Origin of the sequence: Enterobacter cloacae complex sp. R_G8 (genome assembly GCF_024599795.1) — a bacterium.
Classification (GTDB): domain Bacteria; phylum Pseudomonadota; class Gammaproteobacteria; order Enterobacterales; family Enterobacteriaceae; genus Enterobacter; species Enterobacter dissolvens.
Window position 1 is genome coordinate 1,097,627 of sequence record NZ_CP102246.1, and the last position, 25,274, is coordinate 1,122,900.

Here is a 25,274-nt window from a genome sequence, read left to right on the forward strand (position 1 = left end):
ACGGGGCCGATACCGGGATTCACGGTGAATTTTTCAACGAGGAAAAGATGGCTCAACAGACTCCTTTGTACGAACAACACGTGTTATGCGGTGCACGTATGGTGGACTTTCACGGCTGGATGATGCCGCTGCATTACGGCTCACAGATTGATGAGCACCACGCGGTACGCACCGATGCCGGTATGTTCGACGTGTCCCACATGACGATTGTCGATCTGCGCGGTAGCCGCACCCGGGAGTTTTTGCGTTATCTGCTGGCAAACGACGTCGCAAAACTGAAGACGCCAGGTAAAGCGCTCTACACCGGCATGCTAAATGCCTCCGGCGGCGTGATTGATGACCTCATCGTCTACTATTTCACTGAAGATTTCTTCCGCCTCGTTGTAAACTCCGCCACCCGCGAAAAAGACCTCTCCTGGATTACCCAACACGCCGAACCGTATGCCATCGACATCACCGTACGTGATGATCTGTCTCTGATCGCGGTGCAGGGGCCGAACGCGCAGGCGAAAGCCGCCACGCTGTTCAACGACGAGCAGCGTCAGGCCACCGCTGGCATGAAGCCGTTCTTCGGCGTGCAGGCAGGCGATCTGTTTATCGCGACCACCGGCTATACCGGTGAAGCGGGCTATGAAATTGCCATGCCGAATGAAAAAGCCGCCGACTTCTGGCGTGCGCTGGTGGAAGCGGGCGTCAAGCCAGCAGGACTGGGCGCGCGCGATACGCTGCGTCTGGAAGCGGGCATGAACCTTTATGGTCAGGAGATGGACGAAAGCGTCTCTCCGCTGGCTGCTAACATGGGCTGGACCATCGCCTGGGAACCGGCCGATCGCGAATTCATTGGCCGTGAAGCGCTGGAGATGCAGCGCGAAAAGGGCACTGAACAGCTGGTTGGCCTGGTGATGAAGGAAAAAGGCGTGCTGCGCGGCGAGCTGCCGGTACGTTTTACCGATGCAGACGGCAATCCGCGTGAAGGCGTGATCACCAGCGGTACCTTCTCCCCGACGCTGGGCTACAGTATTGCACTGGCACGCGTGCCGGCCGGCATTGGCGAAACGGCGGTGGTACAGATCCGCAACCGTGAAATGCCTGTCCACGTGACCAAACCGATTTTTGTTCGCGCCGGTAAACCGGTCGCCTAATCATTTTTATCAGGAGAACTTCAATGAGCAATGTGCCAGCAGAACTGAAATACAGCAAAGAACACGAGTGGCTGCGCAAAGAGGCGGACGGCTCTTATACCGTTGGGATCACCGAGCACGCGCAAGAGCTGCTGGGCGACATGGTGTTTGTTGACCTGCCGGAAGTGGGCGCGACCGTCAGCGCGGGCGACGACTGCGCTGTCGCGGAGTCCGTTAAAGCGGCATCTGATATCTACGCACCGGTAAGCGGTGAAATCATTGCCGTTAATGATGCGCTGAGTGACTCCCCGGAACTGGTCAACAGCGAGCCGTATGAAGGCGGCTGGATCTTCAAGATCAAAGCCAGCGACGAATCGCAGGTTGCTGCGCTGCTGGATGCCACCGCATACGAAGCCCTGTTAGAAGACGAGTAAGCCATTATCCCTCTCCCTTCGGGAGAGGGCAGGGGTGAGGGTGCCCATCTTCCCCTCACCCTACCCCTCTCCCACAGGGAGAGGGAACTTAAATTCACTGCACGTTTCAGGAATCATCGCTCATGACACAGACTTTAAGCCAGCTTGAAAACCGTGGCGCCTTCATTGAACGTCACATTGGGCCGGATGCTCAGCAACAGCAGGAGATGCTGAAGACAGTTGGCGCGGATTCATTAGACGCACTGATCGGCCAGATCGTGCCAAAAGACATCCAGCTTGCCACGCCACCACAGGTGGGTGAGGCGACGACTGAAGTTGCTGCGCTGGCAGAATTAAAGGCCATCGCTGCTCTTAACAAGCGCTATAAGTCTTACATTGGCATGGGTTATACCAACGTGCAGTTACCGCCGGTGATCCTGCGCAACATGCTGGAAAACCCGGGCTGGTATACCGCGTATACCCCCTATCAGCCGGAAGTGTCCCAGGGCCGTCTGGAAGCGCTGTTGAACTTCCAGCAGGTGACCCTGGATCTGACCGGACTGGATATCGCTTCCGCCTCTCTGCTGGATGAAGCCACTGCTGCGGCAGAAGCCATGGCGATGGCGAAGCGCGTGAGCAAGCTGAAAAACGCCAACCGCTTCTTTGTGGCGGCGGATGTTCATCCGCAGACGCTGGATGTGGTACGCACCCGTGCGGAAACCTTTGGCTTCGACGTCATTGTCGATGATGCCGACAAAGTACTGGATCACCAGGACGTCTTTGGCGTGCTGCTGCAGCAGGTGGGTACCACCGGCGAAGTGCATGACTACAGCGCGCTGATGACCGAACTCAAATCCCGCAAAGTCGTTGTCAGCGTCGCCGCTGATTTTATGGCGCTGGTACTGCTAACGGCGCCTGGCAAACAGGGTGCGGATATTGTCTTCGGCTCTGCGCAACGCTTCGGTGTGCCGATGGGCTACGGCGGCCCGCACGCAGCATTCTTTGCGGCAAAAGATGAATTCAAACGCTCCATGCCGGGCCGTATTATTGGCGTGTCAAAAGACGCTGCCGGTAACACTGCGCTGCGCATGGCGATGCAGACGCGTGAGCAGCATATCCGCCGCGAGAAAGCGAACTCCAACATTTGTACGTCACAGGTTCTGCTGGCAAACATCGCCAGCCTGTATGCGGTGTTCCACGGTCCGGTTGGCCTGAAACGCATCGCCAGCCGCATTCACCGTCTGGCCGATATTCTGGCCTGCGGTCTGCAGCAGAAAGGCCTTAAACTGCGTCACGCTCACTACTTCGACACCCTGTGCGTTGACGTGGCGGACAAAGCGGCGGTGCTGGCACGTGCTGATGCGGCGCAAATCAACCTGCGCAGCGACATCCATAACGCGGTCGGCATCACCCTTGATGAATCCACCACCCGTGAAGATATCGTCAACCTGTTTAACGTGTTGCTGGGCGACGCGCACGGTCTGGACATCGATACGCTGGACAAAGAGGTCGCGCTCGACAGCCGTTCTATTCAGGACGGTATGCTGCGTGACGATGCGATCCTGACGCACCCGGTCTTTAACCGCTACCACAGCGAAACCGAGATGATGCGTTATATGCACTCTCTGGAGCGCAAGGATCTGGCGCTGAACCAGGCGATGATCCCGCTGGGCTCCTGCACCATGAAGCTGAACGCGGCGGCCGAGATGATCCCTATCACCTGGCCTGAGTTTGCTGAGCTGCACCCGTTCTGCCCGGCCGAGCAGGCGGAAGGCTATCACCTGATGATCAACCAGCTCTCCGACTGGCTGGTGAAACTGACGGGTTATGACGCGCTCTGCATGCAGCCAAACTCCGGCGCGCAGGGTGAATACGCCGGGCTGCTGGCGATCCGCCACTATCACGAGAGTCGTAACGAAGGCCACCGTGATATTTGCCTGATCCCAAGCTCTGCCCACGGCACCAACCCGGCCTCTGCCCAGATGGCGGGAATGGAAGTGGTCGTGGTGGCGTGCGATAAGAACGGCAACATTGACCTCGCTGACCTGCGTGCGAAAGCCGAACAGGCGGGCGATAAGCTCTCCTGCATCATGGTGACCTACCCGTCGACTCACGGCGTGTACGAAGAGACCATCCGTGAAGTCTGCGAAGTAGTACATCAGTTCGGCGGCCAGGTTTATCTTGATGGCGCGAACATGAATGCGCAGGTGGGCATTACCTCGCCGGGCTTCATCGGCGCGGACGTTTCGCACCTGAACCTGCATAAAACCTTCTGCATTCCGCACGGCGGTGGCGGCCCGGGTATGGGGCCAATCGGCGTGAAAGCGCACCTGGCACCGTTTGTTCCGGGCCACAGCGTGGTGCAGATCGAAGGGATGTTGACCCGTCAGGGCGCGGTGTCAGCGGCGCCGTTTGGTAGCGCCTCAATCCTGCCAATCAGCTGGATGTACATCCGCATGATGGGCGCAGAAGGGCTGAAAAAGGCAAGCCAGGTGGCCATCCTGAACGCTAACTACATCGCGACCCGCCTCAAGTCGGCCTACCCGGTGCTCTACACCGGCCGCGATGGCCGCGTGGCGCACGAGTGCATTCTGGATATTCGTCCGCTGAAAGAGCAGACCGGCATCAGTGAACTGGATATTGCTAAACGTCTGATCGACTATGGATTCCATGCACCAACCATGTCCTTCCCGGTTGCGGGTACGCTGATGGTGGAGCCAACGGAGTCCGAGAGCAAAGCCGAGCTGGACCGCTTTATTGATGCGATGCTGGCCATCCGCATGGAGATCGACCGCGTGCAGGACGGCGAATGGACGCTGGAAGACAACCCGCTGGTCAATGCGCCGCACACGCAGCATGAAATGGTGGCGGAGTGGACTCACGGTTACAGCCGTGAACTGGCGGTCTTCCCGGCCGGTGTGGCAAACAAATACTGGCCAACCGTGAAACGTCTTGATGACGTCTACGGCGACCGTAATCTGTTCTGCTCCTGCGTACCAATGAGCGAATACCAGTAATCGTGTTGATGTAGTAACGTAGGCCGGGTATGGCGAAGCCGCCATACCCGGCTTTTTTATTGGGAGAAAAGAATGGGTATTGCACTTGTCACCGGCGCCAGCCGCGGTATCGGTAAAGCCACCGCGCTGCAGCTGGCAAACGAAGGCTACACCGTGGCGGTGAACTATCACCATAACATTAAGGCCGCGACGGACGTTATCAACCAGATCGTCGGGGCGGGCGGTAAAGCCTTTGCCCTGCGCGCGGATATCAGCGATGAAGCGCAGGTACTGGCGATGTTCGACAGTCTTGACCGCGAAGCGGAGCCGCTGACCGCGCTGGTAAATAACGCCGGGATCCTGTTTGAGCAATCCACCATCGAAAATCTTTCGGCTGAACGCATCAATCGTGTGCTGGCAACCAACGTCACGGGGTATTTCCTCTGCTGCCGTGAAGCGGTAAAGCGTATGTCGCACAAACATGGCGGCAAGGGTGGGGCGATTGTGAATGTCTCCTCCGCGGCGTCACGACTGGGCGCGCCGGGTGAGTATGTGGATTACGCGGCGTCCAAAGGGGCGGTGGATTCACTGACAACCGGGTTAGCGCTGGAAGTGGCGGCGCAAGGTATCCGCGTTAACTGCGTGCGCCCTGGGCTTATCTATACCGACATCCATGCCGACGGTGGAGAGCCGGGACGTGTGGATCGCGTTAAGTCGTTGCTGCCGATGCAGCGCGGTGGCCAGCCGGAAGAGGTGGCCCAGGCGATTGTCTGGCTGCTGAGCGAGAAGGCGTCGTACGTGACGGGCAGTTTTATTGAGTTAGCGGGCGGGAAGTAAACCCTTTACCCTAACCCTCTCCCCAAAAGGGAGAGGGGAGCAATCGTAGGCCGGTGCAAGCGTAGCGCCGCCCGGCGTTACAGAGTTAAAGCGTCTCACCGTTACTGGCAATCACACCTTTATACCACTCGAAGCTTTTCTTACGGGAGCGCGACATGTCACCCGTGCCGTCGTCGTGCTTGTTCACATAGATAAAGCCATAGCGCTTGCTGTACTGGCCGGTGGTGAAAGAGACGCAGTCGATACAGCCCCACGGTGTGTAACCCATCAGATCAACCCCATCGTGCGTCACGGCTTTGATCATCTCTTCCACGTGAGCGCGCAGATAGTCGATGCGGTAGTCATCGTTGATGCTGCCGTCTTCTTCCACTTTATCGTAGGCGCCAAAACCGTTCTCGACGATAAACAGCGGTTTCTGATAACGCTCGTATAGCTCACACAGAGAGTAGCGCAGACCCACAGGGTCAATCTGCCAGCCCCAGTCAGAGGCTTTCACGTGCGGGTTGGGCACGCTGCCTTCAAAGCCTGAAATTGCATCGCCGGTACCGCCTTCGGCTTTGACAGCGTTCGTCATGTAATAGCTGAAACCTAAGTAGTCGCAGGTGCCTTCGCGCAGGATCTGCTCATCACCCGGCTCCATGTCAATGGTGAAACCTCGGCGCTCCCATTCATTCAGTACGTAAGACGGGTAGTAACCGCGCAGCTGAACGTCGGTAAAGACGTAGCGTTCACGCATGGACTCCTGGGCAAACATCACGTCCTCCGGTTTACAGGAGAACGGATAGAGCGCCACCATCGCCAGCATACAGCCGACCTTCATTTCCGGGTTAATACGACGCGCAGCTTTCACTGCCAGGGCGCTGGCCACAAACTGATGATGCAGCACCTGGTACATGGTCTCTTCCGGGTTGTCGTGCTCGGTATAGACCACACCGGAGCAGCAGTAGCCGAACAGCGGGGCACGCCAGTTACGCTGATTGTTGATTTCGTTGAAGGTCATCCAGTATTTGACCTTGTTTTTGTAACGCTCGAAGACCACTTCCGCGAAACGGACAAAGAAATCGACCACTTTACGGTTGGTCCAGGCGCCATACTCCTGCACCAGGTGCAGTGGCATTTCGAAGTGGGAGAGGGTGATCACCGGCTCGATGTTGTACTTCAGTAACTCATCGAACATATCGTCGTAAAACTTCAGCCCTTCTTCATTAGGCTGCGTTTCATCACCTTTCGGGAAGATGCGCGTCCACGCGATAGAGGTGCGGAAACATTTGAAGCCCATCTCGGCAAACAGCTTGATGTCTTCTTTGTAGTGGCCGTGAAAATCGATGGCCTCGTGGTTGGGGTAGTATTTACCCGGTACCACTTCCTGAGTGATTTCACGGGGGACGCCATGTGCGCCACCGGTCAGCACGTCACAGATGCTCGGCCCTTTGCCGTCCTTGTTCCAGCCGCCTTCCACCTGGTGAGCAGCAACCGCGCCGCCCCATAAAAAATCTTTTGGTAAGGTTAATTTTTTCATCGTTGCTATTCTCAATTCATGACTTATTGGAATCGAGTCTAGCAAAGCGACATTAAATGTCACGATATAACAATTTGCCTGAATTGTAATTTGTTACATGCAAAAAACAGGATGTTTTATTCTGTTAATTTCTTCGCCAGTTTACGCCCGAGCGACTCCAGAATATAAATAACGGGGATTTGGGTGGTGATATCATACACGCCTGCAATACGTGTCTGTGGAACATGCCAGGAAAGATTAAAATCGGCCAGTTTTGCCAGCCGCGAATGCTCATGGCTGGTAATGGAAAGTACCTTGCAGTGATGCAGGCTGAACTGGCTGGCAAAGCGCAGGATCTCTTCCGTTTCACCGGATACCGACAGTACAATCGCCAGCGCATTTTTGGCCATGTCATTGGTTACCGGGAAATAAGGATCGTCGATATGGTTGCTGAATTTACCGATATTAGAAAAGAAGCGTGCGCCATATTTTGCCAGCGAGCCTGAGGTCCCCGCGCCGACAAAGATAATTCGCTCGGACGATAATATTATCTCCACCGCTTCATCTAATAATGTATCGAACTCTTCATTATTAACGCTTTTAAAGAAGCTGATAATTTCACTGGCACCAAAATTTACCTGCTGAGGCTCATTCTGCTCCAGATAGAGCTTAAAGCGTACGCGGAATTCAGAGTAGCCTTCGCAGTTGAGTTTGCGGCAAAAGCGCAGGATAGTGGTGGTGGAGACACCCGCCGCGTCCGCCAGTTCGCGGATAGTCATGTACATCACTTTGTCACGATTTTTGATGACATAGTTGTAGACCATCATTTCCAGATTATTGAGACTGGCAATGGCGGCGTGGGTGAACATACTCACAGTGGCATAACTCTCATTCAGACTTCATTGATCCATCATAACATGCAGCCGGAGGGCAGGATCCATTTTTATGCCTTTGATTCATAATGATTAAATTTTAATGTGAACAAATGTAAGGTGAAATGGTTTTTTATATATATGATTTTTATATATAAATTATAGATTGAAATTATTTTAGCTAACAGGTGTTCACTGGAATCATTCTCAGTTAGCATAGTCATGCGATGAATAATCATCTTTCGTTTTCCCGGAGTTTTGTATGGTGAGCAGACCATTAATCGCACAGGGATATTCACTGGCTGAGGAAGTAGCCAACAGCATCAGCCACGGCATTGGCCTGGTGTTTGGGATTGTCGGTTTAGTGTTATTACTGGTGCAGGCGGTGGACACCAACGCCAGTGCCATGGCCATTACCAGCTACAGCCTGTATGGCGGGAGTATGATCCTGCTGTTTCTGGCGTCGACGCTGTATCACGCCATTCCGCATCAGCGGGCGAAGATATGGCTCAAAAAATTTGACCACTGCGCTATCTATCTACTTATTGCCGGCACCTACACGCCGTTCCTGCTGGTGGGCTTGAACTCACCGCTGTCGCGTGGCCTGATGATTGTGATCTGGAGCCTGGCATTGCTGGGGATCCTGTTTAAGCTGACCATCGCGCACCGGTTTAAGGTGCTGTCGCTGGTGACCTATCTGACGATGGGCTGGCTGTCGCTGATAGTGGTTTATCAGCTGGCGATTAAGCTGGCGGTAGGGGGCGTGACCTTGCTTGCCGTCGGCGGCGTGGTCTACTCGTTGGGCGTCATTTTCTATGTCTGCAAGCGCATCCCTTACAACCATGCCATCTGGCACGGCTTTGTGCTTGGGGGCAGCGTGTGTCACTTCCTGGCAATTTATTTGTATGTGGGGCAGGTGTAGTTTTTACATCTTGCGGCCTGTTGCCCTCACCCCAACCCTCTCCCACAGAGAGAGGGAGAACACCAAAACCGTAGGCCCGGTAAGCGCAGCGCCACCGGGCGATACAGCATCACTCTTCCAGAGAATACGGCAGCGGCTCAATACTCAGTGTATTGGCATCATCACGCACGCGGAACACGCTGTCGGCTTCCATGTCGTTGTTCATCACCGCCTGCACCAGCAGACGGCCATCATCCAGTTGAACGGCGGCTAACACAGTGCCGGTACGGCGCCAGTTTTCGCCCATCTTCAGTTCTAAATCTTCACCCGCTTCCGGTACACGGCTGGCGTGACCCGCCAGGGTCCACAGTGCACGCTTATTCGCGCCGCGGAATTTCGCTCGCGCGACCATCTCCTGGCCGGTGTAGCAGCCTTTTTTAAAGCTGATACCGCCCAGCGCCTGCAGGTTGGTCGCCTGCGGAATAAACTGCGCGCTGTTGGCCGCATCAATCACCGGCAGACCCGCTTCAATGTTCAGCGCCAGCCACTGCTGGCTGTTATTGAACTGGGCTTCACCGCGCAGGGCCTCAGTAACGCGTTCGGCGGTCGCGGTGTCGGTCACCAGCAGGAAACGCTCTGCAGGGTGTTCAAACCACAGGATGGAGGTTTCACCTTCGCTGACCAGCTGTTTTTCTGCATCCGGCAGGTCGCTGAACAGGTTTTTCAGCGCAGCACGCGCCTGGAAACCGGCCACGCCCAGCAGCACGTGCTCGTCATCTGGTGCAATCGTGACTTTGGAAAAGACCGCGTATTTTTTCAGCTCTTTGAGCTGTTCATCACGCAGGCTGCGGCGCTCAATAAAGGCAAAGCCATCCTGACGGCGGAACAGACGCAGGTTGCTCCACATTTTGCCTTTTGGATCGCAATGCGCAGCCAGCAGGTGCTGATGCTCAGTCATCTGGCTGACGTCTGCCGTGACCTGGCCCTGCAGGTATTTTTCGGCGTCGGCACCCACGAGTGTGGCCAGCGCCCAGTCATCAAGAGAAATAAGCGTCAGCGGCAGACGCGCAGAGGCGGCGGGCTGGCGAGGAGAAAATGGTGTAAATGCCATAACGGTATCCTGAATTGCTTAACGCTTTGATAATGCCTAATGGTAAAAGAGACTACAGCCATTGCAAGCGCTTTCAGCAGGCCATTCGTGCCATAACGCAGCAATGCGTAGCGCCACGCAAAATAGTGTAATCCGCTGTCTTTATAGGGTTTATTCTGGAAGCCCGCTTCAGCTTCGCAATATTCCAGTAAAGAAACGGTCAAAAACACGTTACACTAGCGAGTGTCCCCGCAGAGAAATAAAGAAGACTGAACGGGGTACCGACTGTGCCAAACGTAATGCAGGAAACAGAACATGGATATTAACAACAAGGCCCGTATTCACTGGGCATGCCGACGCGGCATGCGTGAACTTGATATCTCCATCATGCCTTTCTTCGAATATGAGTATGACAGCTTAAGCGATGAGGATAAGCGTCTGTTTGTTCGCCTGCTTGAGTCTGACGATCCCGATTTATTCAACTGGCTGATGAACCACGGCAAGCCCGCCGACACCGAGTTGCAACGGATGGTGCAATTAATTCAAACACGGAATCGGGAACGTGGTCCTGTGGCAATCTGATCTTCGCGTCTCATGGCGCTCGCAGTGGATGTCGTTATTGCTCCACGGCCTGGTCGCGGCCTTTGTTTTACTGATGCCGTGGCCGCTTAGCTATACGCCTCTGTGGCTGTTGTTGTTGTCGTTCGTCGTTTTTGACAGCGTGCGCAGCCAGCGCCGGATCAATGCCCGCCAGGGTGAGATTAAATTACTGATGGACTCCCGCCTGCGCTGGCAGGGGCAGGAGTGGGATATCCTCGGTATGCCCTGGATGCTCAGTTCCGGCATGATGCTACGGTTACGCCAGGTGGGCGGCGGTAAGTGCCAGCATCTGTGGCTGGCCGCCGACAGTATGGATATTGCGGAGTGGCGGGATCTGCGCCGGATGATATTGCAGCAGCAACCGACGCAGGAGTGATACGCGTTAGCTGAACTTCTCAGCCATTTCGCCCAGAATCTGTTCGCACCAGGTTTGCAGACGTTCATCACTCAGATCGTACTGGTTGGTTTCATCCAGCGCGAGCCCGACAAACAGCTGGCCGTCTGCGATAACCGGCTTTTTACTGGTGAACTCGTAACCTTCCGTTGGCCAGTAGCCGATAAACGTAACGCCTTTCGGGGCCAGCTTATCATGCAGCATGCCGAGCGCATCCAGGAACCATTCACCGTAACCGAACTGGTCGCCCATACCGTACATGGCAATGATTTTGCCGTCGAGGTTGAGCGTATCGAGCTGATCCCAGATGGCTTCCCAGTCTTCCTGTATCTCGCCGAAATCCCAGGTCGGGATGCCGAGGATCAATACGTCGTATTGCTCCATCAGCGTGAGCGCATCATCTTTCAGGTTATGCAACGTCACCAGTTCCGGGCCAATGATGTCGCGAATTTTCTCTGCTGCCATTTCGGTGTAGCAGGTGCTGGAACCATAAAACAGACCAATATTCATCGCGTATCTATCTCAATTCTTGCTATGACTTTGCGCGTAGTGTACCAGAAACCGGTCGCAATCAGGCATAATGCCCGGATTGCAGAATCAAAGGGGCTGATGTGGAAAAGGATCTCGCACTCATCGAGCAGTTTCTTGACGCGCTGTGGCTGGAGAAAAACCTGGCCGAGAATACGCTGAGCGCCTACCGGCGAGATCTCACCATGCTGGTGGAGTGGCTGGCACGCCGGGAACTGTCGCTGGAGAGCGCACAAAGCGACGACTTGCAGGCGCTGCTGGGCGAGCGTATGGAAGGGGGCTACAAAGCCACCAGTTCCGCGCGTCTGCTCAGTGCAATGCGTCGACTGTTCCAGCATTTGTACCGCGAGAAAATTCGCGCAGACGATCCCAGTGCTCTCCTGGCATCGCCTAAACTCCCGCAGCGGCTGCCGAAAGATCTCAGCGAAGCACAAGTTGAGAGATTATTACAATCACCCGCAGTTGACCTGCCGCTGGAGTTACGCGATAAAGCCATGCTTGAGCTATTGTATGCTACCGGCTTGCGCGTTTCGGAACTGGTTGGCCTGACGATGAGCGACATCAGCTTGCGTCAGGGCGTGGTTCGTGTGATCGGTAAAGGGAACAAGGAACGGCTGGTCCCGCTGGGAGAAGAGGCGGTGTACTGGCTGGAAACGTATCTGGAGCACGGACGTCCGTGGTTGCTGAATGGCGTTTCTATCGATGTCTTGTTCCCCAGCCAGCGTGCGCAGCAGATGACGCGACAAACGTTCTGGCATCGCATCAAGCATTACGCCACACTGGCGGGTATTGACAGTGAAAAGCTGTCGCCGCATGTGTTGCGACATGCCTTCGCGACACATCTGCTGAACCACGGCGCCGATCTGCGCGTGGTGCAGATGCTGCTGGGACACAGCGATCTTTCCACGACGCAAATTTACACCCATGTCGCGACGGAACGCCTGCGGCAGCTACACCAACAGCACCACCCTCGTGCGTGAGTGCCGACGAATTGTTACAGGATCTTATATGAAAAAGTCTTTTGCGCTGTTCACTCTGCTGGCAGCCTCTTTTACCGGTTTTGCCCATGCGGATGACGCCGCCATCAAACAGTCGCTGACGAAACTCGGCGTGACCAGCAGCGATATTCAGCCTGCACCGGTGGCGGGGATGAAAACCGTTTTAACCAACAGCGGCGTGCTGTACGTAACCGAAGACGGTAAACACATTATTCAGGGGCCGATGTACGACGTAAGCGGCGCGCAGCCGGTGAACGTGACCAACCAGCTGCTGATGAAAAACCTGAATGCGCTCGAAAAAGAGATGATCGTTTATAAGGCGGCGCAGGAAAAACACGTCATTACCGTCTTTACCGACATCACCTGTGGCTACTGCCACAAGCTGCATGAAGAGATGAAAGATTACAACGCGCTGGGTATTACCGTGCGTTATCTGGCTTTCCCTCGCGCGGGCGTGCAGAGCCAGCCTGAGCAGGACATGAAGGCCATCTGGTGTGCGAAAGATCGTAACAAAGCGTTTGATGACGCGATGAACGGTAAAGGCGTGCAGCCGGCTTCCTGTGATATTGATATCGCCAACCACTACGCGCTGGGCGTGCAGTTTGGCGTGACCGGTACGCCAGCCATTGTCTTAAGCAACGGCTACGTTGTGCCGGGCTATCAGGGGCCAAAAGAGATGAAAGAGTTCCTCGACGCGCACCAGAAACAGTTTGGTGGTAAATAATCCGCGTGAAAGCCCCAATAAAATTGCGCCGCCGTGACGCGGTTGAACAGGCTGATTTGCCAGCCGATCTTCCGCCGCTGTTAAAGCGGCTCTATGCCAGCCGCGGCGTGCGGAGTGCAGGCGATCTTGAGCGCAGCGTCAAAGGGATGCTGCCCTGGCAGCAGCTGAACGGCATCGAAAAAGCCACTGAAATGCTCTACAACGCGCTTCGTGAAGGAACGCGCATTGTGGTGGTGGGGGATTTCGACGCCGACGGCGCCACCAGTACCGCGCTGAGCGTGCTCAGCCTGCGCGCGCTGGGCTGCGAAAATGTCACCTATCTGGTGCCCAACCGCTTCGAAGATGGCTATGGTCTCAGCCCGGAAGTGGTCGATCAGGCGCATGCCCGCGGCGCACAGATGATCCTGACCGTTGATAACGGGATCTCCTCCCATGCGGGTGTCGATCACGCGCATCAGTTGGGGATCCCGGTGCTGGTCACTGACCACCACCTGCCGGGTGAAACGCTGCCGGCCGCAGAAGCCATTATTAACCCGAACCTGCGCGACTGCGATTTCCCGTCGAAATCACTGGCGGGCGTGGGCGTGGCGTTTTATCTGATGCTGGCGCTGCGCACGCTGCTGCGAGATAAAGGCTGGTTCGAATCCCGCGGGATTGCCGTGCCCAATCTGGCCGAGTACCTCGATCTTGTCGCGCTCGGTACCGTTGCGGACGTGGTACCGCTCGATACCAATAACCGTATCCTCACCTGGCAGGGATTAAGCCGCATTCGTGCGGGCAAATGTCGTCCGGGCATTAAGGCGCTGCTGGAGATTGCGAACCGCGATCCGCTCAAGCTCGCCGCCAGCGATTTGGGCTTTGCCCTCGGCCCGCGCCTCAACGCGGCTGGCAGGCTGGACGATATGTCCGTCGGCGTCGCGCTGCTATTGTGCGATAACATTGGTGAAGCGCGCGTGCTGGCGAATGAACTGGATGCGCTGAACCAGACCCGCAAAGAGATTGAACAGGGAATGCAGGCTGAAGCGCTGACCCTGTGCGAAAAGCTTGAACGCAGCGGTGACACATTGCCGGGTGGGCTGGCTATGTACCACCCTGAGTGGCATCAGGGGGTGGTGGGGATTCTGGCGTCGCGCATTAAAGAGCGTTTCCATCGTCCGGTGATTGCGTTTGCACCCGCAGGCGATGGCACGCTGAAAGGCTCCGGTCGTTCGATTCAGGGGCTGCACATGCGCGATGCGCTGGAGCGTCTCGATACACTTTACCCGGGCCTGATGCTCAAATTCGGTGGTCACGCGATGGCGGCAGGTTTGTCGCTGGAAGAGGCGAAATTCGAGGAGTTCCAGCGTCTGTTTGGCGAGCTGGTGACCGACTGGATCGACCCCGCTCTGCTGCAGGGTGAAGTGATTTCCGACGGTGAGCTCGCACCGATGGAGATGACCATGGACGTGGCGCATATGCTACGCGATGCAGGCCCGTGGGGGCAGATGTTCCCGGAGCCACTGTTTGATGGCCGCTTCCGTCTGCTGCAACAGCGCCTTGTAGGCGAACGTCACTTGAAGGTGATGGTGGAACCGGTGGGCGGCGGCCCGCTGCTGGACGGTATCGCCTTTAACGTCGATACCGCTGTCTGGCCGGACAATGGCGTACGCGAGGTCGAACTGGCCTACAAACTGGATATCAACGAGTTTCGCGGTAACCGCTCCCTTCAGATCATCATCGACAATATCTGGCCAATTTAGCGGCAGTAATGTCTATAAAAAAGGGCGTGGATTCGGTACAATCCCGCTCTTATCACCGCATTTTGACAAGTCCATAAAAGAAAACAGACCATGTTTGAAATTAATCCGGTAAAAAACCGTATTCAGGACCTCACGGAGCGCTCTGACGTTCTTAGGGGGTATCTTTGACTACGATGCCAAGAAAGAGCGTCTTGAAGAAGTAAACGCCGAGCTGGAACAGCCGGACGTCTGGAACGAGCCAGAACGCGCGCAGGCGCTGGGTAAAGAGCGTTCCTCTCTCGAAGCTATCGTAGATACGCTGGATCAAATGGCTCAGGGACTGGAAGACGTTTCCGGTTTGCTGGAGCTGGCTGTAGAAGCCGACGACGAAGAAACCTTTAATGAAGCCGTGGCAGAACTCGACGTGCTGGAAGAGAAGCTGGCGCAGCTTGAGTTCCGTCGTATGTTCTCCGGCGAATACGATAACGCTGACTGCTATCTCGACATTCAGGCGGGTTCTGGCGGTACTGAAGCACAGGACTGGGCCAGCATGCTGATGCGCATGTACCTGCGCTGGGCAGAAGCGCGTGGTTTCAAAACCGAAATTATCGAAGAGTCTGAAGGTGAAGTGGCTGGCATTAAGTCCGTCACCATCAAGATCATTGGTGACTACGCCTACGGCTGGCTGCGTACCGAAACCGGCGTTCACCGCCTGGTACGTAAGAGCCCGTTCGACTCCGGTGGCCGTCGTCATACCTCCTTCAGCTCCGCGTTTGTTTACCCCGAAGTTGACGAAGATATCGATATCGAAATCAACCCGGCGGATCTGCGTATCGACGTTTATCGCGCATCTGGCGCGGGCGGACAGCACGTTAACCGTACGGAATCGGCGGTACGTATTACCCACATTCCAACCGGGCTGGTAACACAGTGCCAGAACGACCGTTCCCAGCATAAGAACAAAGACCAGGCCATGAAGCAGATGAAAGCGAAGCTTTATGAGCTGGAGATGCAGAAGAAAAATGCTGAGAAACAGGCGATGGAAGACAACAAGTCCGACATCGGTTGGGGCAGCCAGATCCGTTCTTATGTCCTTGATGACTCCCGCATCAAAGACCTGCGCACCGGGGTTGAAACCCGTAACACGCAGGCGGTGCTGGACGGCAGCCTGGATCAATTTATCGAAGCAAGTTTGAAAGCAGGGTTATGAGGAACCAACATGTCTGAACAACAAGCACAGGGCGCTGACGCGGTAGTCGATCTTAACAACGAACTGAAAACCCGCCGCGAGAAGCTGGCAGCGCTGCGCGAGCAGGGCGTGCCGTTCCCGAACGATTTTCGTCGTGATCACACCTCAGACCAACTGCACGCTGACTTCGACGCTAAAGAAAACGAAGAGCTGGAAGCGCTGAACATCGAAGTGGCCGTTGCGGGCCGCATGATGACCCGTCGTATCATGGGTAAAGCTTCTTTCGTTACCCTGCAGGACGTGGGCGGCCGCATTCAGCTGTATGTTTCCCGTGACGATCTGCCGGAAGGCATCTACAACGAGCAGTTCAAGAAGTGGGACCTGGGCGATATCCTCGGCGCGAAAGGTAAACTGTTCAAAACCAAGACCGGTGAACTGTCTATCCACTGTACCGAACTGCGTCTGCTGACCAAAGCCCTGCGCCCGCTGCCGGACAAATTCCACGGCCTGCAGGATCAGGAAGCGCGCTACCGTCAGCGTTACCTGGATCTCATCTCTAACGATGAATCCCGCAAGACCTTCAAAATTCGCTCTCAGATCATGGCCGGTATCCGCCAGTTCATGGTTAACCGCGACTTTATGGAAGTAGAAACCCCAATGATGCAGGTGATCCCTGGCGGCGCATCTGCGCGTCCGTTCATCACCCATCATAACGCCCTGGATCTGGACATGTACCTGCGTATCGCGCCGGAACTGTACCTGAAGCGTCTGGTGGTGGGTGGGTTCGACCGCGTGTTCGAAATCAACCGTAACTTCCGTAACGAAGGTATCTCAGTGCGTCATAACCCAGAGTTCACCATGATGGAACTCTATATGGCGTATGCCGATTACAAAGATCTGATCGAGCTGACCGAATCCCTGTTCCGCACCCTGGCACAGGACATTCTGGGCACCACGCAGGTCCCTTACGGTGAAGAAGTGTTCGACTTCGGCAAGCCGTTCGAAAAACTGACCATGCGCGAAGCCATCAAAAAATACCGCCCGGAAACCAACATGGCGGATTTGGATAACTTCGATTCTGCGAAAGCGATCGCTGAAAGCATCGGTATTAAAGTCGAGAAGAGCTGGGGTCTGGGCCGTATCGTGACTGAGATCTTCGAAGAAGTGGCAGAAGCGCACCTGATTCAGCCGACCTTCATCACTGAATACCCGGCTGAAGTCTCTCCGCTGGCGCGTCGTAATGACGAGAACCCGGAGATCACTGACCGCTTTGAATTCTTCATCGGTGGCCGTGAAATCGGTAACGGCTTTAGCGAACTGAACGATGCTGAAGATCAGGCGCAGCGCTTCCAGGATCAGGTTGACGCGAAAGCGGCAGGCGACGACGAAGCGATGTTCTTCGACGAAGACTACGTGACGGCCCTGGAGCACGGTCTTCCACCAACGGCGGGTCTGGGTATTGGTATCGACCGCATGGTGATGCTGTTCACCAACAGCCACACCATCCGCGACGTGATCCTGTTCCCGGCGATGCGTCCGGTGAAATAACGTCGTCCAGACTGAAAAAGCCCCGTGCGATAGTCGCCGGGGCTTTTTTATTTGGCGGCGAAGGCCCGCAGTTTTTCGCGTGCGGTCGTCGCTTCCATCACCATCCAGGGGCTAAAGGCCCACGGTGTGGCATCCAGGGCCTGGAACAATGCGTCCAGATCAACCCATTCGTATGCCATCACTTCATCACTGTTGATCGTCAGCCCATTCGTGATCCTGGCGGCAAAGACCGGGCAAATCTCATTTTCGACGATCCCGGAAGGATCGGTTTCGCAGTAGCGAAACTCAGCGGCGACAGGGGTGATATCGGTAATTTCCGCACCCACTTCGAAGCGACAACGGCGAACAATAGCTTGCTCAATCTCTTCGCCAGATTGCGGATGTCCGCAGACTGAGTTCGTCCACACACCCGGCCAGGCTTTTTTGCTTAATGCGCGACGGGTGATCAGACACTCCCCTTTGGCGTTAAACAGCCAGGAGGAGAACGCCAGATGTAGCGGAGTGTGGGAGGTATGTGCTGCGTACTTTTCCTGAGTGCCAATCACCATTCCCTGGTCATTTACCAAAATAACGTGTTCTTGAATACTCATTGATGCTCCAGTGCTAACCATGCGGATGGTTAAGCACCATCAGCGACGCCATTATACTGCATTCTTATACGAACGGTTTGACCCACAGAGCGGAAAAGGGCTGACCCATTTCTGTTTGGGCTGGTATCATAGGGCGCCATTCACGCTGACCGAGGATCTGTTTTGTTTGCAGGAAGCCTGACGAGAAACCCCATCACTGCTGTTTTCTGCCTGACGCTGGCGCTAATACTGGCAGGCTGTTCAGGGAGAAAATCTTCAGACATGGGCAGCTATTCCGGCGCGGTGTATACCGTGAAGCGCGGGGATACGCTGTACCGGATTTCGCGCGCGACGGGGACCAGCGTGAAGGATCTGGCGCGTCTGAATAACATCTCTCCGCCTTACACCATCGAAGTGGGGCAGAAGCTGAAGGTTAACGGCAGTTCGTCCTCGGGCAGAAAATCCTCGTCGAAAGGCAAAACAGCCAAAGTGACGCCCTCTTACGCGGTGCCGCAGTCCTCCTGGCCGCCTGTCGGGCAGCGCTGCTGGATCTGGCCGGCCAGCGGCAAAGTGGTATTGCCATACTCCTTGTCCGAAGGGGGCAACAAAGGTATCGATATTGCAGCCGCGCGCGGTACGCCGGTTTATGCATCCGGCGCAGGGAAGGTGGTGTACGTGGGCAATCAGCTGCGCGGTTACGGTAATTTGATCATGATTAAGCATGGTGAAGACTACATCACGGCCTATGCGCATAACGACACAATGCTGGTTAACAATGGTCAGAACGTGAAGGCGGGGCAGAAGATCGCCACCATGGGCAGCACGGGGACGGATACGGTGAAGCTGCACTTCCAGATCCGTTATAAGGCCACCGCCATCGACCCACTGCGTTATCTCCCGGCGCAGGGCAGCAAGCCGAAGTGCTAAGTGATTATTTTATCGCCATTTAGTTGCGAAGAGGCTTGTATGAAGAAGCGTAAGGTCTATAATGCCTTACGCACCTCAAAGCGGGCGTAGTTCAATGGTAGAACGAGAGCTTCCCAAGCTCTATACGAGGGTTCGATTCCCTTCGCCCGCTCCAGATCACTGATAAATAAGCACATTGTTATTTATCAGCTAGTTACTTTACCCCGCTAATGCAGGTACAGCCGTAACTACACATTGCACAATCGCCGCGCCTGTCGCGTGGTTGGTGTGTGGTAGTCGGGAGCACATCACCGCGCTGGCAGTGGTTTCAACGTTCTTACTGCGACAGCCCAACAACGAACAAAAGCCGCCTACCCGGCATAATCCCGAAGACTTTTAGTGAAGCGCATTTTAGCCCGATGCCCCCGTTCTGTCGCCGTCGCGAGACGCCGCAGGGGATAAACAGGTTTATGGTGGTCACGGTACTTGCAGACCATATGCAAGCTCTGCCGGCGGTTCGGCCTCTCTCCCCTTGGGTACATGGTCATCCTGATAAACATCACTAACTGACATAACCCTGATGAAGTCGCCAGAGGCTCCGCTTGTTGTCTTACCACCAACGGGGTTTTATGGATTCTATTGCGGTATGTGTATGGAATCATGTATGTGATAGCTTTGGTACACTGCATAAAAACAAGTACTGCTGGATGGAACACGATGCGCACACAGAAAAGTCTTAAAGACATTTATGAAGCCAGATGCGCAAGGTACGAGAAGCACCTGCACGCTGGTATGGATACCACCTCAATCATACTGAAAGGGCATCTTTTCGTTGAGGAATTGCTTTTTGATATTCTGAAATTGCATTGCCGGAATAGCGTCCCGATTGAGAATATTAAGCTCGGCTTTAGCCATAAGCTGAGCCTAGTGCATGCTATGTTTGGATCTCATTTACCGGGCGTGGAATTCCCTAAAAATGTTTGGGCTGCTTTGGACAAATTGAACAAGTTGCGGAATGCACTTGCACATAACATTGACTCTCCAAGAGCTGCCGAAGTATTTAAGTAAAGCTGCTGTTAATCGATTCCTGACTGAGAAAGATATTCCGGTGGCGGAGCTGGCACTGCTTATCGATCCGGCTTGGTTCATCATCCTGATGGAACATAAGAAGTTAATGAACGTCCGTTACAGCCGGGATACTGTTCATGGACGAAGCAACCAGCCATCTGGATGAAGAAAATGAAAAACTTATCAACCGCGCCATATCCGGCCTTGATATGACCCGCATTATCATTGCACACCGTCCGTCGACCATCGCTTCTGCTGACAGAGTTATCTGCCTGGGAACACATCACAGCCCGGAACACAGTAACGAAGGGCATGAATCAAAGGGGATCCATCTATGAAAACTGGCTTTATGAGTTCTCTGCTTGCTTTGCTGGTTCTGGGGGCTGCTAACAGTTCGTTTGCCCTGACACCGGAGGAATCAGTAAAAGAAATCGCCGATCACCTTGAAGAACTTAAACCCATAACTTGGGTTGCTCCGGCAGAAAAATATCATCTGGTGGTATTTATTGATAATCAATGCAGCTACTGCTCTGATGTGGTCAAACATGTTCAGCACTATACAGACGCCGGGCTGACCATGTCATTTCTGACTGTCGCCCCGGCATCTATCAGAGACTCGGTGATCGAGGATATGGCCAGAGTCTGGTGCTCTGGCTTACCCCGGGAAAGCCTGCGTATGGCCATGGAAGGTTTTTTACCTGACAATGACAGTACTCCGGCCTGTCAACACACGATCGTGCAACAATCAGAACTCGCACACCGTGTGGGAATAGAGGTGACGCCGGTAATGGTGGTAATGCAACCTACACCTGTTGTATTCACCGGGAATGTTAAACCGGAATATATACTTAATACGCTCGGTAAGTAGTTGCAAAAGGTCGCGGTTAACAAGCCTCGCCAGGTAATGCAACCAGACGCAGAACTTCCTGCGTCTGGTATTTCCACTGTAGAGCATTCGAGATGGATGTCGCCAGGTAACACTGAAGCATAGAGTTTCTCAAGAACCCCATTATTAGCTTAACAGAACTTACCTCAGCAAAGATTCAATAACGCTACTGAAAGTAATATCTCCACTAAAGTCCTTCAGGGCATTGGTATTGGTTTCCAGATATGCTTTCAGTTTCAGCACTGCTGCCTGCTTGTCTGTCGCCTCTGTTTCAAAATCGATTTTTTCGTATTCTGACGATGTGGATAACTGGTCGGCGTAAACCGACTGACTTACGGCAGTAACAATATCCGCACTACTTTTAAAAAAGACAAACTTAGGCATAGATCTTCCTTAAACCTGCAGCCTGGGTATTGCTGCAGGTTTTCTCATCAATTAACGGTTGGTACCAACATGGTCACGTCCGCCTCCGGTGCATCCACCGCCTCCACCAAACGAACCACCGCCTTGTCCGAAATGATTCGCCTGACTGCCACTCCCGCGATTTGAAGTCTGGTAATCACGGTTCTGTTTGCCGGAGTTTCCCCCCTTTGAGCCTGCAGAACCGGATGAGCCACCACAATTACTGCCGCCTGAACGACCACAGGTATCGCCCAGCCCGGCTCCTGCTACCGTACTGTATTGTGAAGAATGGATTTCTTTCATTTGAATTCCTTTTGCAAAAATGAGCGACCTCAGAAGAGCCAGTACTGATTTCGTTAACGGGAGAGGTCCAGTTCAGACCGGTGAAAAACAGTATCACTGTCTGTATCACAAGAAGAGCAGTCAATACTTGCTTCCCACATGCTCGCTGTATTGGCTCTGCAGTTTATCTGTGCTGCTGTCTTTGGTCATATTTAACGGGCCTTAAACACAGGGCTTCCCCTGCGTGGATAAAGGAACTCAGTGATTAACGGCCATCAGCAGAGGTCCGTCCTCTGGCTCCTCCGGAACAGCCACCGGATGAACCAAACGAACCACCGCCTTGTTCGAAATGATTCGCCTGACTGCCACTCCAGCGGTTTGAGGTCTGGTAATCACGGTGCTGTTTGTCTGAACTTCCCCCATTATGACCAGCAGAACCGGATGAGCCACCACAATTACTGCCGCCAGAAGGGCCACAGGTATCCCCCAGCCCGGCTCCGGATACGTTACTGTACGGCGTCTTATCTATAACTTTCAAAAAAAATCCTTTTACAGTTTTTTTAATTAAACCCTGAGCAAATATTGAATCGCCACGGGTTTAACAGACACCTCAGAGTCATTTATGGACTGACCCCGCCCCGGTAGACGATCCTGCCCTATAGTTTGAGCATAGGAGGAGCGTATGGGCACACCACGATTTACACCTGAATTTAAGGAAGAAGCCGTCCGTCAGATAACGGAACGCGGTTATTCCGTCGCCGAAGTATCTGGCCGTCTGGGCGTCTCTGCACACAGCCTCTACAAGTGGCTACGGGCTATCAAACCTGATAACAACGAGCAGCATGCCCGGGATTTACTGGAAGCTAAAAGCGAGATCCTGAAACTCCGGGCCAATAACCTGGCACCGAGCATGAGCCGGCGTGGCAACTGCCAGGATAATGCGGTGGCCGAATCGTTCTTCAGTTCACTGAAAAAAGAACGCATCAGGAAGAGAATATACAAAACCCGAGATCTGGCCCGGGCGGATATCTTCGATTACATTGAAGTGTTCTACAACCGGGCCCGGCGCCACAGTCACCTCGGCGGCGTCAGTCCGGAGGCCTTCGAACAGGCCTCGTCGTGAGGACAGGAAATGTCTACTGTTGTGGGGTCAGTCCAAACACCAACACGGGCAATGGGTGAGAATGCGGGGAGCTTTTAGCTGGGCTGCTGAATATACCTACAGGCTGGATAAAGAAAAGCTCACTGATTACTCTCTTGAACAGCAAGCCTCTATTTTAGCTGATTACTGGTTACTGCTGGTTTATGGGATCAGTAAGTGGTCTTACTATCAGAGACCAGGGCGCATGGGGATGTACCGGGGCGTAGATTTGTTGCAGGATGTCCCTTCGCTTTACCAGAAAATCGTAACAGGGAAGGGGCGTTAAACATGAAAAACAAAATGTTGCTGGGTGTTGTATTCCTCTTAACGGGATGCCCTGGGCCAGGTGATCGAATGGTAAATCGTGAATCTACAACGGCATTGATCAAAGATAATCAAGTTTGTGTGTTGTCACCACTGGAGCCGCAGGAACGGATCACTGCTATTCAAATCAAAAGCGATAATAACGACTCTCTTCACAAGATTTTCGATGACAAGCCTGTTTATGTACCGAAGGGGGAGTGTCTTCCTGTATTTGGATTTAAGTTTACGTCTGGGGAGCGGTATAACTTCGCGTATGACGTCCAATCTGATACGTCAGAATCACATTTAGTCACCGCTGAACTTTCTTACCCTAAAGAATAGGGGCAAACTGCCCCTTTATATTCATTTCAACGCACGTACGTGATCAAGTAAGCGTTTAATGCGCGTATATATCTTTTAATGCATATAGTCTATCACGCTTGCTGAAGCCGCTTAACAACCTGATCGAAGGCTCCCACTTGTAACTGGCATAATCCTTAAATATCAGTAAGATGGGTCAGAAGGTCTTTCGTCGATAGAAGGTAGTTTTGCTGAGAGCCAGCCTGTCTTGAGCCATTGCTGGAGAGCCTCTCATAACGCGTAAGCCTTGTATGCGCACATTTCCTGTGTACGGCATAATCAGTCAGTACCAACTTTCTCGCTTACCCCTGAATTAACCAGACAGGTCTTGTATCGTTTAACGATATAGCGGTATTACAATTACGTTGCCTTTTAATTAAACAGGGATGTGCTTTGCTAATTGCAGGTTGTGGCTCTTCCATGGTGCGCTTTTTCAGGCACCATGATCTTTTTAATTACGTGAATATGCAGCCCTGAATGCGTATTCAGAACCGATATTACCCCACTGGTGTTTATTTGGCATGAAATGAGTGTGCTGCTTCCACTCAGGTACCCTAACCGAAAGCGTGCTGTGTTTCTGGATGGCGTTAATCAAGACGCGTCTTGTTTCAAACCGCTGCCGATATTGAGAGGATATACAACATAACAAAGAGTAATGCCGTGTGTGTTTATTGCCTGTTGGTGTAGCGCATATGTTGAACATGTGCGCTACACAATTTTTTGAACATCAAACTGCCATCCAGCATTCTCACAGAATAGCAGACCGACATTTCTGTAGATTAACCCTTTATCCTGAGCTCTTTGATGCGGAAATCATTCCCCATACTCGCTGCAACATGGCTGACTACCGCGAGTTCAGCCTGACTGCCCGCGGCTTTGAATTTTCCACTCAGGGTTACCCATTCATTCGCCTGCTTCAGTTCCAGGGGGGCGGAAATGTCTTTGCCATCCGCACGGAGTGATATTTTTGGCGCCTCATATTTTCCAATAATGCGTGCCGCTTTCACCGTCCAGGTATATTCATGCCCGGCAGTCAGACCTGTCAGCGTCTTTTTGAGGATTTCGCCGGCATGATTTTTATTGGGGTTGGTAATAAACTCGACGGCCCGCGTGCTGGCGTCAACCAGGTAAAGATCGTGCCCGGCAGGTCCTGCCTGCCAGCTATTCCAGTTATCACGCTCAAAGTTGGTGAAATCTTCAAACGGAGCTGCCGCCGCGGCAGAAATATCCGCCTCGCGATAGACTTCAACGCTGAATTCACCGGCGTTGTCTTTGTACTGGTCTTTGCCGTCGGCAAAAATCAGCGTCAGCGTTCCTTCAGCAGGAACCGACCAGCGGTATTTATGATTACCTACCGGATAATTTTCGTTACCAATGCGTGCCTGAAGCGAAGGATTGCGTAAGGCTAGCGTTTCGCCCTCTCTGGGAATACGTCCCTGTGGTGCGGTAAGGGCAAAATTTTCACTTCCATTCCTGGCCCAACCACTGGCCAGAATGGTAATTATCTCTCCCGCTTTGAGGGATATCCCTGTATTTGTTCCTTCGGCATTTTTAGCGTCAACTTTTCCCGACCAGATTAAATTATCGCTCATGTCTGACTCCTGTGACAGCGTGGCGAATACATTCGCCATTGAAAGATAGTCCTGACGAAATGCGTGATTTTAATCACTCAATTCAGCTAACCGCCTGATAATCAGAATAAATGATCTCATGAGAAGCACACACTTCTCATATTCATTACCCGGTTGTTATCGGCTGGAATGAGAATAGTCAGGTGGTATATACAATTCAAAACGCGAAACGCTTTATTAAAGGTTGCGATTTTGTAATCACTTAAAAATAATAAAATAATTATTGCCGAAATAGGAATAATCTTAAGGAGGGAGGGGATAAATACGTCAGGTTTGTAATAGTTTATTCTCCCCATCGT

25 protein-coding genes, 1 tRNA gene and 5 pseudogenes are annotated in these 25,274 nt (G+C 53.6%); 22 read left to right on the forward strand and 9 right to left on the reverse strand.

Annotation, left to right across the window (positions count from 1 at the left end; translation table 11 throughout):
* The first annotated feature begins 47 nt into the window (after positions 1-47).
* From gcvT to NQ842_RS05275, 4 genes are all read left to right on the forward strand, one after another.
* Positions 48-1,142: a glycine cleavage system aminomethyltransferase GcvT gene (gene gcvT, locus NQ842_RS05260; RefSeq protein WP_196372772.1), complete on the forward strand. Its 1,095-nt coding sequence runs from the start codon at positions 48-50 to the stop codon at positions 1,140-1,142.
* 23 nt (positions 1,143-1,165) lie between these two features.
* A complete protein-coding gene (gene gcvH / locus NQ842_RS05265) occupies positions 1,166-1,555 on the forward strand; it encodes a glycine cleavage system protein GcvH (RefSeq protein ID WP_013098622.1) in 390 nt (129 codons plus the stop codon).
* 122 nt (positions 1,556-1,677) lie between these two features.
* Positions 1,678-4,551, forward strand: a complete 2,874-nt coding sequence (gene gcvP / locus NQ842_RS05270; protein ID WP_257256594.1) for an aminomethyl-transferring glycine dehydrogenase — start codon at positions 1,678-1,680, stop codon at positions 4,549-4,551.
* Between the two features lie 72 nt (positions 4,552-4,623).
* The gene (locus NQ842_RS05275; protein ID WP_013098620.1) at positions 4,624-5,367 is read left to right on the forward strand and encodes an SDR family oxidoreductase; all 744 of its coding nucleotides are present in this window, start codon (positions 4,624-4,626) and stop codon (positions 5,365-5,367) included.
* An 85-nt stretch (positions 5,368-5,452) separates the two neighbouring features.
* On the opposite strand, the gene NQ842_RS05280 is transcribed toward NQ842_RS05275, so the two are convergent.
* Both NQ842_RS05280 and NQ842_RS05285 read right to left on the reverse strand, forming a co-directional pair.
* Positions 5,453-6,886 (reverse strand): 6-phospho-beta-glucosidase, encoded by a 1,434-nt coding sequence (locus NQ842_RS05280; protein ID WP_257256595.1) that lies wholly within the window; start codon positions 6,884-6,886, stop codon positions 5,453-5,455.
* Between the two features lie 116 nt (positions 6,887-7,002).
* Positions 7,003-7,734 carry a MurR/RpiR family transcriptional regulator gene (locus NQ842_RS05285; RefSeq protein ID WP_014833183.1) on the reverse strand — a complete coding sequence of 244 codons (732 nt, stop codon included), beginning with the start codon at positions 7,732-7,734 and terminating at the stop codon, positions 7,003-7,005.
* Between the two features lie 265 nt (positions 7,735-7,999).
* On the opposite strand from NQ842_RS05285, the gene NQ842_RS05290 reads away from it, so the two are divergent.
* Positions 8,000-8,659 (forward strand): hemolysin III family protein, encoded by a 660-nt coding sequence (locus NQ842_RS05290; RefSeq protein ID WP_003863433.1) that lies wholly within the window; start codon positions 8,000-8,002, stop codon positions 8,657-8,659.
* 109 nt (positions 8,660-8,768) lie between these two features.
* Here NQ842_RS05290 and ygfZ read toward each other — a convergent pair whose 3' ends face one another.
* Entirely contained in the window at positions 8,769-9,749 is a 981-nt protein-coding gene (gene ygfZ / locus NQ842_RS05295; protein WP_047361362.1) for a tRNA-modifying protein YgfZ, read from the reverse strand.
* A 294-nt stretch (positions 9,750-10,043) separates the two neighbouring features.
* Here ygfZ and sdhE point away from each other — a divergent pair, with 294 nt between their 5' ends.
* Together sdhE and NQ842_RS05305 are read left to right on the forward strand one after the other, a co-directional pair.
* Entirely contained in the window at positions 10,044-10,310 is a 267-nt protein-coding gene (gene sdhE, locus NQ842_RS05300; protein WP_013098615.1) for an FAD assembly factor SdhE, read from the forward strand.
* Positions 10,291-10,704: a protein YgfX gene (locus tag NQ842_RS05305; RefSeq protein ID WP_014833181.1), complete on the forward strand. Its 414-nt coding sequence runs from the start codon at positions 10,291-10,293 to the stop codon at positions 10,702-10,704. Before sdhE ends, NQ842_RS05305 begins: the two co-directional genes overlap by 20 nt.
* A gap of 6 nt (positions 10,705-10,710) precedes the next feature.
* Here the strand turns inward: NQ842_RS05305 and fldB are convergent, their stop codons facing one another.
* Positions 10,711-11,232: a flavodoxin FldB gene (gene fldB / locus NQ842_RS05310; RefSeq protein WP_046889569.1), complete on the reverse strand. Its 522-nt coding sequence runs from the start codon at positions 11,230-11,232 to the stop codon at positions 10,711-10,713.
* 101 nt (positions 11,233-11,333) lie between these two features.
* Between fldB and xerD the strand changes: the two genes are divergently transcribed.
* The 5 genes from xerD to lysS all read left to right on the forward strand — a co-directional run bounded on the left by xerD (position 11,334) and on the right by lysS (position 17,427).
* Positions 11,334-12,230, forward strand: coding sequence for a site-specific tyrosine recombinase XerD (gene xerD, locus NQ842_RS05315; RefSeq protein WP_014833179.1), 897 nt, complete (start codon positions 11,334-11,336; stop codon positions 12,228-12,230).
* A 28-nt stretch (positions 12,231-12,258) separates the two neighbouring features.
* Entirely contained in the window at positions 12,259-12,972 is a 714-nt protein-coding gene (dsbC, locus tag NQ842_RS05320; protein ID WP_013098611.1) for a bifunctional protein-disulfide isomerase/oxidoreductase DsbC, read from the forward strand.
* 5 nt (positions 12,973-12,977) lie between these two features.
* Complete coding sequence (gene recJ / locus NQ842_RS05325; protein WP_257256596.1) at positions 12,978-14,711, forward strand: single-stranded-DNA-specific exonuclease RecJ; 1,734 nt, start codon at positions 12,978-12,980, stop codon at positions 14,709-14,711.
* 90 nt (positions 14,712-14,801) lie between these two features.
* Positions 14,802-15,900, forward strand: a protein-coding gene (gene prfB / locus NQ842_RS05330) for a peptide chain release factor 2 (protein ID WP_096927693.1) whose coding sequence is annotated in 2 segments (ribosomal slippage) — positions 14,802-14,876 and positions 14,878-15,900 — 1,098 coding nt in all. Because the reading frame shifts where the segments join, the coding sequence is not laid out codon by codon here.
* A 9-nt stretch (positions 15,901-15,909) separates the two neighbouring features.
* Entirely contained in the window at positions 15,910-17,427 is a 1,518-nt protein-coding gene (lysS, locus tag NQ842_RS05335; RefSeq protein WP_013098608.1) for a lysine--tRNA ligase, read from the forward strand.
* Between the two features lie 47 nt (positions 17,428-17,474).
* On the opposite strand, the gene idi is transcribed toward lysS, so the two are convergent.
* Complete coding sequence (gene idi, locus NQ842_RS05340) at positions 17,475-18,017, reverse strand: isopentenyl-diphosphate Delta-isomerase (protein ID WP_014833175.1); 543 nt, start codon at positions 18,015-18,017, stop codon at positions 17,475-17,477.
* A 162-nt stretch (positions 18,018-18,179) separates the two neighbouring features.
* Here idi and actS point away from each other — a divergent pair, with 162 nt between their 5' ends.
* The 6 genes and pseudogenes from actS (at position 18,180) to NQ842_RS05365 (ending at position 20,838) form a co-directional block, all read left to right on the forward strand.
* Entirely contained in the window at positions 18,180-18,923 is a 744-nt protein-coding gene (actS, locus tag NQ842_RS05345) for an amidase activator ActS (protein WP_257256597.1), read from the forward strand.
* Between the two features lie 80 nt (positions 18,924-19,003).
* Positions 19,004-19,077 (forward strand) — tRNA-Gly (locus NQ842_RS05350).
* A 542-nt stretch (positions 19,078-19,619) separates the two neighbouring features.
* Positions 19,620-19,970 carry a hypothetical protein gene (locus tag NQ842_RS05355; RefSeq protein WP_046889576.1) on the forward strand — a complete coding sequence of 117 codons (351 nt, stop codon included), beginning with the start codon at positions 19,620-19,622 and terminating at the stop codon, positions 19,968-19,970.
* Positions 19,969-20,103 (forward strand): annotated as a pseudogene (locus NQ842_RS23350) (capsid protein); the annotation flags it as partial. The gene NQ842_RS05355 and the pseudogene NQ842_RS23350, both read left to right, overlap by 2 nt.
* Positions 20,099-20,308: pseudogene (locus NQ842_RS05360) on the forward strand (hypothetical protein); the annotation flags it as partial. The pseudogenes NQ842_RS23350 and NQ842_RS05360, both read left to right, overlap by 5 nt.
* Positions 20,305-20,838, forward strand: a complete 534-nt coding sequence (locus NQ842_RS05365; protein WP_014833171.1) for a thioredoxin fold domain-containing protein — start codon at positions 20,305-20,307, stop codon at positions 20,836-20,838. The pseudogene NQ842_RS05360 and the gene NQ842_RS05365, both read left to right, overlap by 4 nt.
* A 159-nt stretch (positions 20,839-20,997) precedes the next feature.
* On the opposite strand, the gene NQ842_RS05370 is transcribed toward NQ842_RS05365, so the two are convergent.
* From NQ842_RS05370 to NQ842_RS05380, 3 genes are all read right to left on the reverse strand, one after another.
* On the reverse strand, positions 20,998-21,240 hold the full coding sequence (locus NQ842_RS05370) for a hypothetical protein (protein WP_014833170.1): 243 nt from the start codon (positions 21,238-21,240) through the stop codon (positions 20,998-21,000).
* Between the two features lie 51 nt (positions 21,241-21,291).
* A complete protein-coding gene (locus tag NQ842_RS05375) occupies positions 21,292-21,561 on the reverse strand; it encodes a hypothetical protein (protein ID WP_125365443.1) in 270 nt (89 codons plus the stop codon).
* Between the two features lie 244 nt (positions 21,562-21,805).
* The gene (locus NQ842_RS05380) at positions 21,806-22,078 is read right to left on the reverse strand and encodes a hypothetical protein (protein ID WP_126521840.1); all 273 of its coding nucleotides are present in this window, start codon (positions 22,076-22,078) and stop codon (positions 21,806-21,808) included.
* A 144-nt stretch (positions 22,079-22,222) separates the two neighbouring features.
* Here NQ842_RS05380 and NQ842_RS05385 point away from each other — a divergent pair.
* From NQ842_RS05385 to NQ842_RS05400, 4 genes and pseudogenes are all read left to right on the forward strand, one after another.
* A pseudogene (locus NQ842_RS05385) lies at positions 22,223-22,375 on the forward strand (transposase); the annotation flags it as partial.
* Between the two features lie 48 nt (positions 22,376-22,423).
* A pseudogene (locus NQ842_RS05390) lies at positions 22,424-22,663 on the forward strand (IS3 family transposase); the annotation flags it as partial.
* 34 nt (positions 22,664-22,697) lie between these two features.
* Positions 22,698-22,967, forward strand: a pseudogene (locus tag NQ842_RS05395) (type IV secretion protein Rhs); the annotation flags it as partial.
* A gap of 2 nt (positions 22,968-22,969) precedes the next feature.
* Positions 22,970-23,326 (forward strand): putative T6SS immunity periplasmic lipoprotein, encoded by a 357-nt coding sequence (locus tag NQ842_RS05400; RefSeq protein ID WP_257256598.1) that lies wholly within the window; start codon positions 22,970-22,972, stop codon positions 23,324-23,326.
* A gap of 797 nt (positions 23,327-24,123) precedes the next feature.
* Here NQ842_RS05400 and NQ842_RS05405 read toward each other — a convergent pair.
* Positions 24,124-24,936 carry a LecA/PA-IL family lectin gene (locus tag NQ842_RS05405; protein WP_046889807.1) on the reverse strand — a complete coding sequence of 271 codons (813 nt, stop codon included), beginning with the start codon at positions 24,934-24,936 and terminating at the stop codon, positions 24,124-24,126.
* Between the last annotated feature and the right edge of the window lie 338 nt (positions 24,937-25,274).

What these genes read in the sequence shown, in the direction of transcription:
- gcvT (WP_196372772.1), top strand. Translation starts at nt 48, where the DNA reads ATGGCTCAACAGACTCCTTTGTACGAACAACACGTGTTATGCGGTGCA.
- gcvH (WP_013098622.1), top strand. Translation starts at nt 1,166, where the DNA reads ATGAGCAATGTGCCAGCAGAACTGAAATACAGCAAAGAACACGAGTGG.
- gcvP (WP_257256594.1), top strand. Translation starts at nt 1,678, where the DNA reads ATGACACAGACTTTAAGCCAGCTTGAAAACCGTGGCGCCTTCATTGAA.
- NQ842_RS05275 (WP_013098620.1), top strand. Translation starts at nt 4,624, where the DNA reads ATGGGTATTGCACTTGTCACCGGCGCCAGCCGCGGTATCGGTAAAGCC.
- NQ842_RS05280 (WP_257256595.1), bottom strand. Translation starts at nt 6,886, where the DNA reads ATGAAAAAATTAACCTTACCAAAAGATTTTTTATGGGGCGGCGCGGTT.
- NQ842_RS05285 (WP_014833183.1), bottom strand. Translation starts at nt 7,734, where the DNA reads ATGTTCACCCACGCCGCCATTGCCAGTCTCAATAATCTGGAAATGATG.
- NQ842_RS05290 (WP_003863433.1), top strand. Translation starts at nt 8,000, where the DNA reads ATGGTGAGCAGACCATTAATCGCACAGGGATATTCACTGGCTGAGGAA.
- ygfZ (WP_047361362.1), bottom strand. Translation starts at nt 9,749, where the DNA reads ATGGCATTTACACCATTTTCTCCTCGCCAGCCCGCCGCCTCTGCGCGT.
- sdhE (WP_013098615.1), top strand. Translation starts at nt 10,044, where the DNA reads ATGGATATTAACAACAAGGCCCGTATTCACTGGGCATGCCGACGCGGC.
- fldB (WP_046889569.1), bottom strand. Translation starts at nt 11,232, where the DNA reads ATGAATATTGGTCTGTTTTATGGTTCCAGCACCTGCTACACCGAAATG.
- dsbC (WP_013098611.1), top strand. Translation starts at nt 12,259, where the DNA reads ATGAAAAAGTCTTTTGCGCTGTTCACTCTGCTGGCAGCCTCTTTTACC.
- lysS (WP_013098608.1), top strand. Translation starts at nt 15,910, where the DNA reads ATGTCTGAACAACAAGCACAGGGCGCTGACGCGGTAGTCGATCTTAAC.
- idi (WP_014833175.1), bottom strand. Translation starts at nt 18,017, where the DNA reads ATGAGTATTCAAGAACACGTTATTTTGGTAAATGACCAGGGAATGGTG.
- NQ842_RS05355 (WP_046889576.1), top strand. Translation starts at nt 19,620, where the DNA reads ATGCGCACACAGAAAAGTCTTAAAGACATTTATGAAGCCAGATGCGCA.
- NQ842_RS05365 (WP_014833171.1), top strand. Translation starts at nt 20,305, where the DNA reads ATGAAAACTGGCTTTATGAGTTCTCTGCTTGCTTTGCTGGTTCTGGGG.
- NQ842_RS05370 (WP_014833170.1), bottom strand. Translation starts at nt 21,240, where the DNA reads ATGCCTAAGTTTGTCTTTTTTAAAAGTAGTGCGGATATTGTTACTGCC.
- NQ842_RS05375 (WP_125365443.1), bottom strand. Translation starts at nt 21,561, where the DNA reads ATGAAAGAAATCCATTCTTCACAATACAGTACGGTAGCAGGAGCCGGG.
- NQ842_RS05400 (WP_257256598.1), top strand. Translation starts at nt 22,970, where the DNA reads ATGAAAAACAAAATGTTGCTGGGTGTTGTATTCCTCTTAACGGGATGC.
- NQ842_RS05405 (WP_046889807.1), bottom strand. Translation starts at nt 24,936, where the DNA reads ATGAGCGATAATTTAATCTGGTCGGGAAAAGTTGACGCTAAAAATGCC.